Source organism: Desulfosporosinus hippei DSM 8344 (assembly GCF_900100785.1).
Lineage (GTDB): Bacteria > Bacillota > Desulfitobacteriia > Desulfitobacteriales > Desulfitobacteriaceae > Desulfosporosinus > Desulfosporosinus hippei.
The window spans coordinates 45,503-58,735 of record NZ_FNCP01000030.1; the positions used below are offsets into that span (position 1 = coordinate 45,503).

Genomic DNA, 13,233 nt, shown 5'->3' on the forward strand with positions numbered 1-13,233 from the left:
AGGCGAACTAATTTACATTAACGTGTTAAAAAGGACTATCCCTTTGACATGGTGTTCAAGAGGGTATAATACTTCGATGCTAGCTGAGACCACTCGAACTTTACTGCATTTTGGTGTCCTTTAATTGAGAGTGATTTTTGTAGAGAGGGATTACCCAATACGATTGCTAAAGCCTCTGATAACTTTAAAATGTTTCCGGGTTCGAAAGTCAATGCACACGAATTTGGAACAACTTCTGCTAACCCCCCAGCATTAGAGGAGATAACCGGTGTTCCAATCGCCATTCCTTCTAAAGCAACTAGTCCATAGGCTTCTCGCCGACTGGGAACAACAAGTGCAGTTGTACTTGCCATTCTCTGTCTGACCTCCAAACTTGAGATTCGACCATGAAAATGAATGTAGGATCCCAGATTTAGGGCTTGGACAAGATGCTTTAAATAACCTTCATATAACTCCGTTCCTTTACCTACAATATTTACATGAATTTGATGCCCACTCCTAACTCTAATTGATACAGCCTTAATCAGATCTTCAATTCCTTTATAATCTAACAACCTTCCGACATATAGCAATTGATTCATTATCCCTTGTTGCCAACGTTCTAAAGGAATACTAATACCGAGGGGTAAAACTTGAGTCTTAAAAAGATATTGCGGAAAACGACCAGCTAAATATTGTCTCTCACTCTGGCTAATAAGATGAATGCATTGACAACGCATTAGCAATTCTTCCTGTATCTTAAATTGCGCTTGTAATTCAGGGTCTGGTAAGTCTCCCAATTCTTTGCGTAAGAAAGAGTAAACTGAATATACAATTGGAATATTTCCTTGAGATAGAGTATACGACAACGGTGCAAAATTAATGGCGTGGCTATGAATCATGTCCCATCCCTGACAGATCTGGGGAAATTCCTGACATACAACATCTGCCTTGATCATCCCAAGATATCCAAAATATCGACTGCCCCGCGGCAGCCATAGAACCTTAATTTGTTGTCCTATTGCCGTCCAGACAGGTATATTCCAGTTACTGCGCGGTACTACAACGGTCTGTTGCACACCCATACGATCAAGCATATGCACCATACCTGTGACTGCTGTTCCTGCGCCGCCAAAGCTTTCTTCCTCAAATTCGTTGCTTAAGGATAAGATTTTCAGAAAATCTCCCCCCTTACTAATTGTCATGTTCCTAAGTTGACTTCTCTAATACTTTATGCACAAGCCTTCTATCTTGCTAGACTTAAATACTTAATAGGTTTAATAAGCCTTAATCCATACTTATCGGATCAATCTCCCACTTAGTAAAAAATTCCCTAACAGTATTGCTGAAAGCTCTTACCTAACATAAAAAAAAGAAACGAAGTCTACCTATTGATACAATGGCAGACTTCGTTTGCTTTTTGATACTTTGCTATTACTTTTTTCTTTCATATTAATCAATGCCTCCAAAGAACATTTACAATAGTAGCAAATGCTCCCGCCAAGGCAATAACAAAACCCGACCACCAACGTCGGCTGTTTTCCGTTCCTTTTTTGTAATCCTCAAAATCCTGTTTTGTAATATAGTTACCCGCCAGAAGTACACGCATGTCGTTTACGACTGTTGAGACATCCTTAACAGCCTCCTTGATCTCTGCAATATCCTTCTTAATTGTCTGGACTTCCTCTTCCATTGTCCACCCTCCATCTCAACTACGGACAACCCTTTACAATATCCTATGCTCCCATTCATGAAAAGGTACTTGCTGTTCATTCCCCCTCAACTCGCTTCGACATATCATAATACTAAGTACGATTATTTTTCGGTAACGGCTAATGAGGAGGTTACAAATGCCAACGATAATCTACCCTCCTTCAATTCCTTGGAATTGGATGTTTCAGCGCCCACAACAGTTACTCGGACGGTTCTCGGCTTCTGGGCAAACAGTCCTTTATGAAGACCTGGGTAATTTTTCAACTTCAAAAAACAATCTACTGTCTCCTTCATTTCTCATCTGTCAAGGTTCGTCAGCAATGTCTGTTCCCCACCCAAGACCACGCATCCTATGGCTGAATGTTCCATCTCACATTAATTTAATTAAAAATTATGACCCTGATCTGGTTATTTACGATGCTGTGGATGAACCTAAGGATGAGTTCGCTAGTTGGGCTCCCTATTATCCTTCAATACTCGAAAAAGCAGATCTCATCTTTTGTAGCAGCAACAGTATTTACGAATATTTTCTTAACCGACATCCTCATGTCTATTTAATCCCCAATGGTGTAGACTACGTTCATTTTTCGCCCGCCCCTACTCACCGCCCTATCGACCTTCCATCAGGAAAACCCATTGTCGGATATAGTGGAGCTATTGCTCCATGGGTAGATTGGGATTTGCTTAAATTAGTAATCCAAGAAAACCCTGAAATAAACTTTGTCTTTTTAGGAGCCCTCTTTCAGCTTAATAAATTTCCAATGAAATTAAAAAACGTCTACTACCTAGGATTAAAGTCATATCAGGAGCTTCCTGCATATCTCCATTATTTTGATGTTGGATTGATTCCCTTTCGTCAAACAGAAATGACCAAAGGGTGCAACCCGATCAAACTTTATGAATATTACGCAGCCGGAATAAGAGTTCTAGGTACACCTCTTCCTGAACTTCTCAAAATTCCTAAAATTAATCTTGAGAGCAGTCCTCACCTATTCTCACTGCGCCTCAAACACTTAGTAAAAGAAGTTGATTCCAATAAAGCAGAAAGAATGGCCTACGCGCAAGCTAATGATTGGAGTGAGCGGGTCGGCCGAATGCTGCAGTATATTTTAGAAAGGGCTAATACAAATCAGAAATAGCGTGTAACACCCTAATCGACGAGCGAATAGTATACGTTGAAAGCTACTAAGTCTAACTCGTTTCTCAATCAAAAAAGGGGGGAATACACACATGCTATTTGAAACCCACGCTTGGGTAACACTCGACAATGCGGTCGCTATATATAACGTTTATAGCGATGTGCTAGTCGCTACCATCCCCGTGGGGATTGCACCAGCTTTCCCAAAACGCACTCCGGATGGTACAAAAGTCTTGGTTCCTAATTTCGGTAGTAACACTGTCTCTGTTATTTGTACAGCCGGCAACCTTGTCTTGGCTACCATCCCAGTAGGTCTTGCTCCTACCTCTGTCGCAATTGACCCTACTAGTACTACAGCATATGTGACAAACTCTGGAAGTGGAACTGTTTCCGTAATTAGTATTCCAACTCATACGGTAGTAAGCACTATAACGGTTGGTACAGGTCCGGTCGATGTTGCAATTGCCCGCGATGGCAGCCGTGTCTACGTAAGCAATGGCGACAGTAATACAGTTTCAGTTATCAACCCAGTAACCAATACTGTCATTGCAACAATCCCAGTAGGTACTTCTCCTAATGGTCTAGCCCTCAGCCTAGACAATACCAGGCTCTTCGTCGTTAACAGTGGCAGCAATAATGTTAGTGTAATTAACACCGCTACAAATGCTTTACTAAGCCTCATTCCCGTTGGATCAAACCCTCAAAAAATTGCTGCTAACCCAGTAAACCCTGTCTTTATGTACGTCAGCAACTTCGGATCGAATAGTGTTAGTGTGATCTCGACAACAGGACTTAACGTTATAACCACAATTCCTGTCGGAGTAAATCCCCTCGGGCTAGATGTTACAGGAGATGGCACTCAATTATGGGTCGCAAACGAAGGCGACAGCTCAATTAGCATTATTAACACTCTGACAAATACCATTGCAGCTGCATTGCCAACATCATTCCCACCTCGGGGTGTAACAGTAGGTAGAGTGGGTTCAGCTTTATCGCCTAGTGACCCCATTGACTTGACAGACCCATATCAGCTTGAAGAAATTACTGAATCAGTGTGCATTATCGTCGAAAAAGTTTATGCTAGCTGTCTGCAGCGAGAATGCTTCCCCGCCTTCATAATCACTTTACCCGCAGGCGGAGTTCCACCTTTCACCTTTGTAAGCATGACTTTCTCAACAGGCGTAATTGTTCCCGGCAGTGTCGTCATTACACCTATTCCTGCACGGCCGAACTTCTCCAGAGTACAATTCACAATTCAGATTCCTTACACCTTGACATTAAGGGATTCAACTGGCGCTTTATTCACTGTAACCGGCACCCTACCAGATATCAACAAAGACATTGTTATGTACTTCCCACCGACACGTCCAGAATTCGACTTTAACTTGCGGGTTGAAACAAGAACAGAAGTATTAACCAGCCCATTATTTACAACAACAACAATTCAAATTGCCATTGGAAGTTTTGTCATTACAAAAGTTACAGGTCTCGTTCAGCTACTCGTTCCTGCCTTCGGATTCTGCCCTGAACCTCCAATGTGCGAGGAATTCCCGGATATTCCAGAAAATCCGTGCATCAATTTCTTTGATGCCACCCTTACCCCATTCCCAAGTGATTTCTTCCCACCACAGCAAGATACTTGCCAATAATCATTTCTTATGTGTTATTCACCCTCTTCTTATAAATCTTTGCTCTAGGGATAAAGAAAGGGTCGTCCATAAACGGCCCTTTCTTCTACGATCCCTTGGCGCGTAGTGGGGGCTCAAATCGAAATATATTGTTCTATTGTCATCCTAAACTCTTGTCTAAAATGATTTTAAGAAAGGAAGTGATTGTATTGGCTTTTCTTACACGAAACACTGTTAGTCCGCTTCTCCTAACCTATGAAAATGAATCTTCATACTTACATATCAACTCACAAGGCTGTGCTCTATTTAATGCAAATAGTCATGAACCAGTTTACCGGATTCAAGAACCTCTTCTCTTAGCCCATGGTATTATGACAGATTCTAAAACAATTCATATAGTTGTACTCAAATCCAGTGGAGATCTTTGCTACACTCTTATTTCCGGGGCAAGCACTCCACAGACAACCTTAATAGCTAAACTGGACGTACGCGGCACAAGATATCGTAAGCTTTTTCTGTTTCCTCAAGGGAAAGTAATACATATCTTTTACGCCTCTACACACCAATCCATTCCCGAACTCTGGCGTATTGAACACCGGTTCTGGAACGGTAATTCCTGGCGCAGTAATCATATGGGTGAGGTTGTTCATCCCCGAGAACCTCTCTATAGTGTCAGCTTAGATAGTCACGGCAATCTTCATCTTTGTAGTATTACTTTCCAAGGCAGGCATTCTCTTCTTTTCACAAATCGATTTAATGGAACATTTCATTTATGGGGATCTCCAACTGAAACCATGAGAATACCCGGTGAGGTCATGGATATGGCTGCACTAATGACAACGGACAATGTTCATCATCTCTTTTGGGTAATTAAAACTCCAACGGGGCAATTCGAACTCCGCACAACCCAGCAATTGGATGCCCAAGAATTGTCGAGTAGCTGGAGCCCGTCTCTTGCTCCAATAAAAACATTTAACTCTCCATGTAAAAATATTGGGGCTTTAGAAATTGGCGGCGTATTATGGCTCCTAGCAATTACTGGCGAAGAGATGCTAATGCAAAATGACGGCAAAGGGTGGCGATTGATTGCCTCACACACACCATATAATCAAATCATTCAGTGGGTTCATAAAGGTCGAAAGTATTTCCATCAGACATACTGGTTGGAAGATCGAATGTTACGACGCACTCCAGCCTATCATCGGGAATTAGGATTCGCCGTCGATAGGCAAACTTCATCGCCTTCGCCCTACTGTGCTATTCCTTACCAACCAATCTCCCCAAACCCTTCTCTTGCCACACCCGCTCCTCCTGTTCCAGCCTTCTATCCGAACCAAATCTCACCCCATAGTGATCCTCTTCCTAATATCCCGGCAGGGATTAACTTGCGAGAACTTAATGCACCCAACCCTCCAGATATAGTTTCTATACCTGACGCAATAAAACTACCTTTAATCTCTAAAACAGGAACAGAATTTACCGAAGTGCCAAAAATGCCTGAAATCACTAGTCCTCTCGTAGACAAAGAAGTTCAAGAAATAGAAGTTATCACAACTACAGAAACATCTGAAATGTTTGAAACACCTCAGATGCCTGAACAAGCTGAGAATCTTGAAGTTTTTGAAGAAACTCTAATCTCAGTAAAGTGTGACGAGGAGGTCCTTCCTTCGATGCCTAGTGAAAATCCAGACCAACTAGAGTCTTTGATCAAAACCGTCGCCCATCTTGAACAAGAAAACGCTCTTTTAAGTACTGCAGTCCAAAGCATGCTAACCAAATTTAATGAAATAATGGAAGCAATAACTGAAACTGCTGTTAAGCCAAAACAAGAAGACTCACCTCCTTTTGACGAACTAGAGCCCGTCAAAGAAGCTATGTCGAATTTAGAAAAAGAAACCCAAAGTCTATCACAAGTTCTCCGGGTCATGCTTGTCAAGCAAGAAGAAAGTGACTCTTCTCTTGAAAAACTCGAAACGCAGATTTCTCAACTTCAATCAGAAAAAGATGATACTAAGAATAAAGGAGGGTTTTGGAACAAATGGATCACATAGATTTAAACACTAACATTGCGGATATTCTGTGTAAATATCCACAAACTGCAAAAGCATTTCGTAAATTTGGAATTCTCACATCTGGTTGAGGGGCAAAAAGCTTACTCACTATGAGTATTGAGCAGGCTGCTCAACGATATCGTCTCAATTCCGCAACTTTAATTAAAACCTTAGAAGTTACCATCGACCAATCTAAACATCAATGGAGATAAATTAATGAATATCCTCTTTTTGAATGATTCCTCTTTGTTAAGTCTAGGGCTAGTCTCGGGCTTCTCTTCAAAGGATGATATACGTTTAGTTCCGGTTCATCAACCGGACTGGGCGGATCGTTTAACTAATTTATTAAAGACCTGGAAGCCCAAATTTGCTCTAGCCGAAGGTGTATCAATCTCCACAGTGGCTCGAAAACTCTTTCCGCTTTTACGCCGTTATTCAATCCCTTTAGTCTATTGGGCAATTGATGATCCTCCAGACTGGCGCCTTATGTCTCGTCCTTTGGGGCGGGGAGCTAGTCTGGTTCTCACCCCTGCAAAAGAATGTCTATCCCTTTATCAACGCGAGAGAATACGGGCCCTCTATTTTCACTTTGCCTGTAACCCTAGTTTCCATCAGCCGACTGAGCCTTCATATAAGTATTCTTGCGATTTACTTCTTGTTGCCAATTACTATACTTCATATCCTCAACGCAAAATCGGCATAGAGCAAGTCCTATCCCCCTTGAAATCAGAACCCTATGATCTTAAAGTCTTTGGGAATGAGCACTGGCTGGCAAATACAGATCATTACACATTGGCACCGGGAGTGTATCAAGGTTATTTGCCATATGATCAATTACCTTGTGCATATTCTTCCGCTAAAATTGTCTTAGGCCTAAATTCTGTAATTGACTCTCCTACAATGATGAGCATGCGCACTTTCGAAGCCTTGGGTTGTCAAGCCTTTTATTTGACTCATTGGACACCGGCGGTAGAGAATCTTTTTAAAAACCACGTTCACCTTGTTTGGAGCCGCCATCCAGACGAAACATTAGAGCTCGTTCGATTTTACTTAAACCGAGCAGACTTGCGAGAAAAAATCGCTCGCCAAGGACAAGAAGAAGTGTACCACAAACATACTTATCAGCACCGCGTGCAATCTGTTTATAAGCACCTACAAAAACTCTGAGTTTCTCTTGACTACATTCTGTTTATATAATCACCTGGCATGACAGTTATTCTTTGATCCTTAGTGTTGAATCCTCAACGGACTTTGCCCAAAAGTAAAGAGATCTTTCTGGGAGGATTGTTTATGAAAATACTTTTCCAAGCTCGTCCGGACTTTATGAAGAACCCTGCCGGAGATACTGTACAAATTGTTTCAACTGGGCAAGCTTTAAAAGCCCTAGGAATTGAAGCACATTTCTCATCTGATCCGAACATTGATGTCTCTTCATACGACCTTGTCCATATTTTCAATATTACTCGTATAAAAGAAAGTTACATGTTTTTTCTCAATGCCCAAAAACAAGGGAAAAAAATTATTATATCTCCAATTTATTGGCCTCCTAATGCTTATCTTAACCGTGAAGGGGCAAGTTCTAACGCTCTTGCTGCTTGGAAACATACGCAACCTATGAGGGCACGGCTCTTACGAGAATGTGATCTCTTGCTTCCCAATAGCCAAATTGAAATGGATGTTCTACAACAAGACTTCCTCAAAATTGCTGATTATCATGTAACACCTAATGGGTTTCCTGACTCATTCATCGGCACGACCCCTAAACTTTTTCGGGAACAGTTTCCTAATATACCAGATGAATTTGTTCTCTGTGCGGCGCGAATATCCCCACGTAAAAATCAACTATGGTTAGCCAAAACTTGTCATGAACTTGGTCTATCTCTCGTCCTTTTAGGACCCGTTAATGATCAAAATTATTATAAATGTGTCTTAAGCTTTTCCAACGTTACCCATATCGGTACTCTTCAAGGGCAACTGCTAGCTTCAGCTTATGCAGCTTCTAAAGCTCATGCTTTACCTAGTTGGTTTGAAACACCAGGACTATCAAGTTTAGAGGCTAGTGCCTGCGGTACTGTTGTTATCTCGACGGATCAAGGGAGTCCTAAAGAATATTTTCAGGATATGGCCCTTTATGTTCACCCACTTGATAACACCAGTCTACATACCGCTCTTGAACAATCTTATAATGCTTCACCCCTGCCTTTGATGCAGCATATTCATAAGCATTACCCCTGGTCGAGGGTCGCAGAGATAACTTTAGAAGCCTATAATAAAGTCCTTAGCTAAAATTCCAGATCTAATTACAATTTAAAAATATTTAATTGCATTTAATATAATAAGGAAGAGGCGTTCCCTCTTCCCTTACTTGCTCTTAACTATCTTTAATTTGAGTCAATATCTTTTCAGCTAAAATTCGCAAATCATTTTTCATGCGCTCTGCTTTAACACTAACATTTAGGAAATCTAGCACCCCGACGACTGATCCACAGCTTTTGCACTGTACAAAGAGTACAGACCGAGTTGTTCCTTCTAGATTATTAGCGTGAACAACCTCAAATTGAGTATTACCACATTTTATACAACTTGACTGGGCCATTTATTCACTCACCCCTTTACTTAGGATATAGCCAAAATATTCACATCACCTAGCCGCTACATTACCCTTCCTTTCTCATTCAATTCAGTAATGTCGCTTGTTTGTTAGTATAATATTCACTGGCTTTTCATATGGCTTAAGCCTCATTCAATTTTTCAAGGGTAAATGGCTTGTCCATGGTTCACCTCTAAGACATTATAAGTTTCATCCCCACTTCCTGCTTTATCTGTGATATTAGCAAGTGTCATAGAAACGTCGCTCGTGCCCAGTTTGGAATAATATCTCTCGATTTCGGACCCTAAACCAAATAGTAGAGCAGGAAACTCTAGGTGAAAATATTTAGGGGGACATTAGTCCCCCATTATTTTTCTATCGACTTCTTGTTTTTACCATAAGAATGAAAGAAATCATGGGCGAAATTTGCACCCTTACCTATAACTAGTCCTGTAATTACCATTCCTACCTTAGGGTTTGAAATCTCCACATCTAAAAGTTCGAAAGCATTAATTCTACTTTGAAAAGCTAAAATGACCCCACAGGCTAAACTCAATAATTCTAAAGTAAGGGGCCTAAATTTATCTGGAAAAAAGGGTACAGTATAAACAATATCTTTAAAAATCTCTACGACCTTCTCTACCAGAACCGCTAAGAAAAAAACTAAAGCCAGCCCGTCCATCCCAATCTCTCCTCTGAAAATCAGCTCCAATTACTTCCATCATATTCCTCAAGGAGTTTAATGTTCTTCTATCTCATTCAGAGCATAGTGATGGTACTGGACCTATCAACACTGGGCTTGAAACCAAATTCTTAATGCACCAAGTAAATAAATTAAATGTTTTTCAATCCCTGTTAAGCGATATTAATAAATTATGTGAACAAATCAATTTTGAGCCTGAACCCAAATTCTTAACATTGTAAAATTCTCAGCCTTGTAGGAAATTCTTATAAACCGCAAAAAGTTCTTAGGAGAAACAAGCACAAGCTTTCCAGGTAGTACTTCCTGTAAACTATCTTCAGTCAGCCAATGAATTCCGTCAGGGCTTAGCTCTATCTGTATAAATGCTGGATCGCTTCCGAAATTCAGTACCGAGAAGGAACAACGATGAAGTGCCGAAATATCTCTAGTTATGGTTGTGGACATTTTTTCGGTTGCAGTAACATCTTCGAGACTTTCATAAAACTCATGACTGCTAATTTCGACTTGGACAAGCCCAGATACTGAAGTAGCTATAGGAACTTGGTTATTTCCATAAACCTGTACTTTATCTCGAATCGGTGTTAAATTACGTACATCTGCACTAACAGTTGCGTGGACATTGACTGGAACTTGAATGGGTATTGGAGAGGCAAGTCGAATCGGTTTCTTTATTTCTTCAATGGTTTTAATAGACTCAATTTTGTGGGTCCATGCTTTATTGTTATTGATCACACGCCTTTTCATAGTGCCCGGAGAAAGAGAATAGGCAATGACTTTGAATATATCAAGGGACCCCTGTCCCATAATTCCTATTTCTAGACGAAAAAAATCTACATTATAACCAGCACTAATGACCTGTGAAATCTGTTCCTTTTTTAAGCCTATTCTAAAGTAATACTCTATAGGCTTTGATACATTCCCTTCTAATGAGATGGGATAAATCCGTATATAAACCTGGGTATCCGGTCTTTCTCCCTTAAGATTTACTTTAAAGAGCCATTCTTTATCCTTTCCAATGCTTAGAGATGCTTCCTTAGTTTGAATGATTCCCGATCGAATGGCGGTAGAATTATTAATCTCCAGAGTGGGGTTAACCTTTGATTCAGAGATGAATCTCCAAGTAGATTCATTATTGCCACCGATTTGAAGCCAAGACTCGGGGAAATCATCTTGAGCTTTACTCCTTCTTAGAAAGTTTCCATTTGGTACTCTATTGAATGTCCCTGTCATATTTCTTCTCATCGTTAACCTCCTACAATTGGACGTTAAATAAAGTACCTTTCAATATCCTATCAGCCGACGGGCAAAAATATCACTAATACTTCAAAACAGACAAAGACACTATTAATCTATTGATAGGCTCTCAGGGCAGAAGAAGTACCCGTTTGCAAAGGGATTCCACAATAAACACGGTGTTCTGGAATTATCACCAAAAACTAAGAGGGATTGGCTCTTCAGCTAATCCCTCTTAATATCCAATTTTATATATCTTGTTTATACGGCATACCTAGTTGTTTTTGGGTCTGAGCAAGGACTTGTTTTAAAACTGCTAAATCTGAACTTTTAAGATAGGGATCTTTTCCCTCCTGAATTTTTCGTATAGCGTCTTCAACTGAGATAACTCGAAATTGACGGCGCTTATTCTCAAAGTAACTATGAGAATAGGTAGGCGTATAAGAAACTTCTTTCAGAAGGGTTTCTCCCTTTGTTTGATCTTTTTGAAAGGTAATGTTTAATATCACTCCGCTATTCCGTTCCACTCCGTGCTGATCCCCAATAAAGTTACCCATCGAATAAACAACAAGTTTATCTTGATTATTAATATTCATAATTTCCATTGGTTGAATCACATGAGGATGACTGCCCAGGATGACATCTGCTCCATTCTCGAGAAATAATCGAGCTAACTCTCGTTGCTCTTCAGTGGGCTGTAAGCTGTATTCAATTCCCCAGTGCAAGACAAGAACTAGGACATCCACCTTAGGGCTTAATTGAGCAATATCCTTTAAGATTATTTCTTTATTTAGGAAGTTGAAGAAATAGGGTTGCTCCTTTGGTACAGGAATCCCATTAGTTCCATAAGAGTAAGCCAAATATCCCACTCGAACCCCATCTAAATCTTTAATGAAATAGGTGTCCCTTTCCTCTTGGCTTTGATAGGTTCCAACGATATCTAAACCAGCATTGCGTAAGACCCTCATGGTTCGTATGGCTCCTGAATACCCTCTATCTAAAATATGGTTATTTGAGGTAACAATAAGGTCATATCCTGCACTTTTCAGAGTGGCTGCAACTTCATCCGGGCTATTAAACTTAGGATAACCCGTATACCCAGATTCACCTCCAGCCATAGCTGCTTCAAAATTCGCGGAGGTATAATCTCCGTATTCTAATAAGGGTTTGACCGAAGAAAAAAAGTGATCAAAATTGTAAGATCCATTGGCTTGTTGTCCAGACCAAATTTGTGTATTATGCATTAAAATATCCCCTGTTGCCACTAACGTAACTGATTTCCGTACAGAGGTCTTAGGTTCAACTGAATGGGACAATTTTGGTATCTCATCAGCACTTTGTTTTGGAGTTTGATTTGAAACAGGCCCAACCACTGATTGAGCACCGCAACCCAATAAAACTAAACATAAGAAAACCATTATTGAAAGTCTTAAAGCCTTGGTAATCTTCAGTTTGTATCACCTCTTTATAATTATTTCTCTATCTATCGGATTTCTCCTCTATAAATATCCAAAATTCTATCCAAGTTCTGCTAGTTAAATCAAATTTGATGTTGAATCAACAAATTTACTACTTTTTATAGAAGCTCCTAAAAACTGGGCATTGATTCCTCCCTCAATTCGTGCTAAATTTGTGTTGTACCAGTTATATAAAAGAAATTTAAGACATTAGCGCAAAAACTTTAAACCTCCCGACGGGGAGGTTTCTTTCTTTTCCTTTTATAAACTAAAATTAAAGCCTAGCATAAAGCTAAACCCTTCTTCTTAAGCACGCAATGTATAGGATCCTTTCGTTCTAACGACGGCCCAAAAACTATTCAGGATTCTAACAAATAGTGCCTTCAGATATAGTTTCTGTAACTATCTGAAGGCACTAATATATTTTTTAACTTTGATTTTCATGAATAATGTTCATGCATTAACTCCTGACTTTAGGAGTTTCTTAACAAAATAGAGGAATTTGAACCCTGAGAATCGCTTAATATAGCGGATTTCGGGGTATTTTTACCCTTAAAATTGTTAAATTATTTTGTCCTGTTATATCCTGTTATTTCATTCCTTTTTTGCTCGACTCATGGTATAATGGATTTATACAATTTCTTTAATTCGGAGGGCTCGATGTACGTTGCTATTACAGGCTCGGGCAAAGCCCGAGTCGTCCAGTTCAGAGAAGATACTCGCATACCGGGAACAACTAAA

Annotated in this window: 11 protein-coding genes; 5 read left to right on the top strand and 6 right to left on the bottom strand. The window is 40.1% G+C overall.

Translation table 11 applies throughout. From position 1 onward, the window contains the following. Window positions 1-35 precede the first annotated feature (35 nt). Together BLS16_RS19715 and BLS16_RS19720 are read right to left on the bottom strand one after the other, a co-directional pair. Window positions 36-1,184 carry a glycosyltransferase family 4 protein gene (locus BLS16_RS19715; RefSeq protein WP_092335364.1) on the bottom strand — a complete coding sequence of 383 codons (1,149 nt, stop codon included), beginning with the start codon at window positions 1,182-1,184 and terminating at the stop codon, window positions 36-38. Window positions 1,185-1,435: 251 nt separating this feature from the next. Beyond that, window positions 1,436-1,672 (bottom strand): hypothetical protein, encoded by a 237-nt coding sequence (locus BLS16_RS19720; protein WP_092335365.1) that lies wholly within the window; start codon window positions 1,670-1,672, stop codon window positions 1,436-1,438. A gap of 157 nt (window positions 1,673-1,829) precedes the next feature. Between BLS16_RS19720 and BLS16_RS19725 the strand changes: the two genes are divergently transcribed. The 5 genes from BLS16_RS19725 (at window position 1,830) to BLS16_RS19745 (ending at window position 8,795) form a co-directional block, all read left to right on the top strand. Next, on the top strand, window positions 1,830-2,831 hold the full coding sequence (locus BLS16_RS19725; RefSeq protein ID WP_092335366.1) for a glycosyltransferase family protein: 1,002 nt from the start codon (window positions 1,830-1,832) through the stop codon (window positions 2,829-2,831). 91 nt (window positions 2,832-2,922) lie between these two features. Beyond that, window positions 2,923-4,479 (top strand): YncE family protein, encoded by a 1,557-nt coding sequence (locus BLS16_RS19730; RefSeq protein WP_034598120.1) that lies wholly within the window; start codon window positions 2,923-2,925, stop codon window positions 4,477-4,479. Between the two features lie 161 nt (window positions 4,480-4,640). Next, window positions 4,641-6,509 (top strand): hypothetical protein, encoded by a 1,869-nt coding sequence (locus BLS16_RS19735; protein ID WP_242876382.1) that lies wholly within the window; start codon window positions 4,641-4,643, stop codon window positions 6,507-6,509. Between the two features lie 216 nt (window positions 6,510-6,725). Continuing rightward, window positions 6,726-7,676, top strand: a complete 951-nt coding sequence (locus BLS16_RS19740; RefSeq protein WP_092335368.1) for a CgeB family protein — start codon at window positions 6,726-6,728, stop codon at window positions 7,674-7,676. Window positions 7,677-7,799: 123 nt separating this feature from the next. Continuing rightward, window positions 7,800-8,795, top strand: a complete 996-nt coding sequence (locus BLS16_RS19745) for a glycosyltransferase family 4 protein (RefSeq protein ID WP_092335369.1) — start codon at window positions 7,800-7,802, stop codon at window positions 8,793-8,795. Between the two features lie 85 nt (window positions 8,796-8,880). On the opposite strand, the gene BLS16_RS19750 is transcribed toward BLS16_RS19745, so the two are convergent. From BLS16_RS19750 to BLS16_RS19765, 4 genes are all read right to left on the bottom strand, one after another. Continuing rightward, entirely contained in the window at window positions 8,881-9,105 is a 225-nt protein-coding gene (locus BLS16_RS19750) for a hypothetical protein (RefSeq protein WP_014901306.1), read from the bottom strand. Window positions 9,106-9,466: 361 nt separating this feature from the next. Then, on the bottom strand, window positions 9,467-9,781 hold the full coding sequence (locus tag BLS16_RS19755) for a hypothetical protein (protein ID WP_092335370.1): 315 nt from the start codon (window positions 9,779-9,781) through the stop codon (window positions 9,467-9,469). Window positions 9,782-9,985: 204 nt separating this feature from the next. Beyond that, entirely contained in the window at window positions 9,986-11,044 is a 1,059-nt protein-coding gene (locus BLS16_RS19760) for a DUF6385 domain-containing protein (protein ID WP_092335371.1), read from the bottom strand. Between the two features lie 239 nt (window positions 11,045-11,283). Continuing rightward, window positions 11,284-12,453 (bottom strand): CapA family protein, encoded by a 1,170-nt coding sequence (locus BLS16_RS19765; RefSeq protein WP_092335372.1) that lies wholly within the window; start codon window positions 12,451-12,453, stop codon window positions 11,284-11,286. Between the last annotated feature and the right edge of the window lie 780 nt (window positions 12,454-13,233).

What these genes read in the sequence shown, in the direction of transcription:
- BLS16_RS19735 (WP_242876382.1), top strand. Translation starts at nt 4,641, where the DNA reads ATGATTTTAAGAAAGGAAGTGATTGTATTGGCTTTTCTTACACGAAAC.
- BLS16_RS19750 (WP_014901306.1), bottom strand. Translation starts at nt 9,105, where the DNA reads ATGGCCCAGTCAAGTTGTATAAAATGTGGTAATACTCAATTTGAGGTT.
- BLS16_RS19725 (WP_092335366.1), top strand. Translation starts at nt 1,830, where the DNA reads ATGCCAACGATAATCTACCCTCCTTCAATTCCTTGGAATTGGATGTTT.
- BLS16_RS19740 (WP_092335368.1), top strand. Translation starts at nt 6,726, where the DNA reads ATGAATATCCTCTTTTTGAATGATTCCTCTTTGTTAAGTCTAGGGCTA.
- BLS16_RS19755 (WP_092335370.1), bottom strand. Translation starts at nt 9,781, where the DNA reads ATGGACGGGCTGGCTTTAGTTTTTTTCTTAGCGGTTCTGGTAGAGAAG.
- BLS16_RS19765 (WP_092335372.1), bottom strand. Translation starts at nt 12,453, where the DNA reads ATGGTTTTCTTATGTTTAGTTTTATTGGGTTGCGGTGCTCAATCAGTG.
- BLS16_RS19715 (WP_092335364.1), bottom strand. Translation starts at nt 1,184, where the DNA reads ATGACAATTAGTAAGGGGGGAGATTTTCTGAAAATCTTATCCTTAAGC.
- BLS16_RS19760 (WP_092335371.1), bottom strand. Translation starts at nt 11,044, where the DNA reads ATGAGAAGAAATATGACAGGGACATTCAATAGAGTACCAAATGGAAAC.
- BLS16_RS19745 (WP_092335369.1), top strand. Translation starts at nt 7,800, where the DNA reads ATGAAAATACTTTTCCAAGCTCGTCCGGACTTTATGAAGAACCCTGCC.
- BLS16_RS19730 (WP_034598120.1), top strand. Translation starts at nt 2,923, where the DNA reads ATGCTATTTGAAACCCACGCTTGGGTAACACTCGACAATGCGGTCGCT.
- BLS16_RS19720 (WP_092335365.1), bottom strand. Translation starts at nt 1,672, where the DNA reads ATGGAAGAGGAAGTCCAGACAATTAAGAAGGATATTGCAGAGATCAAG.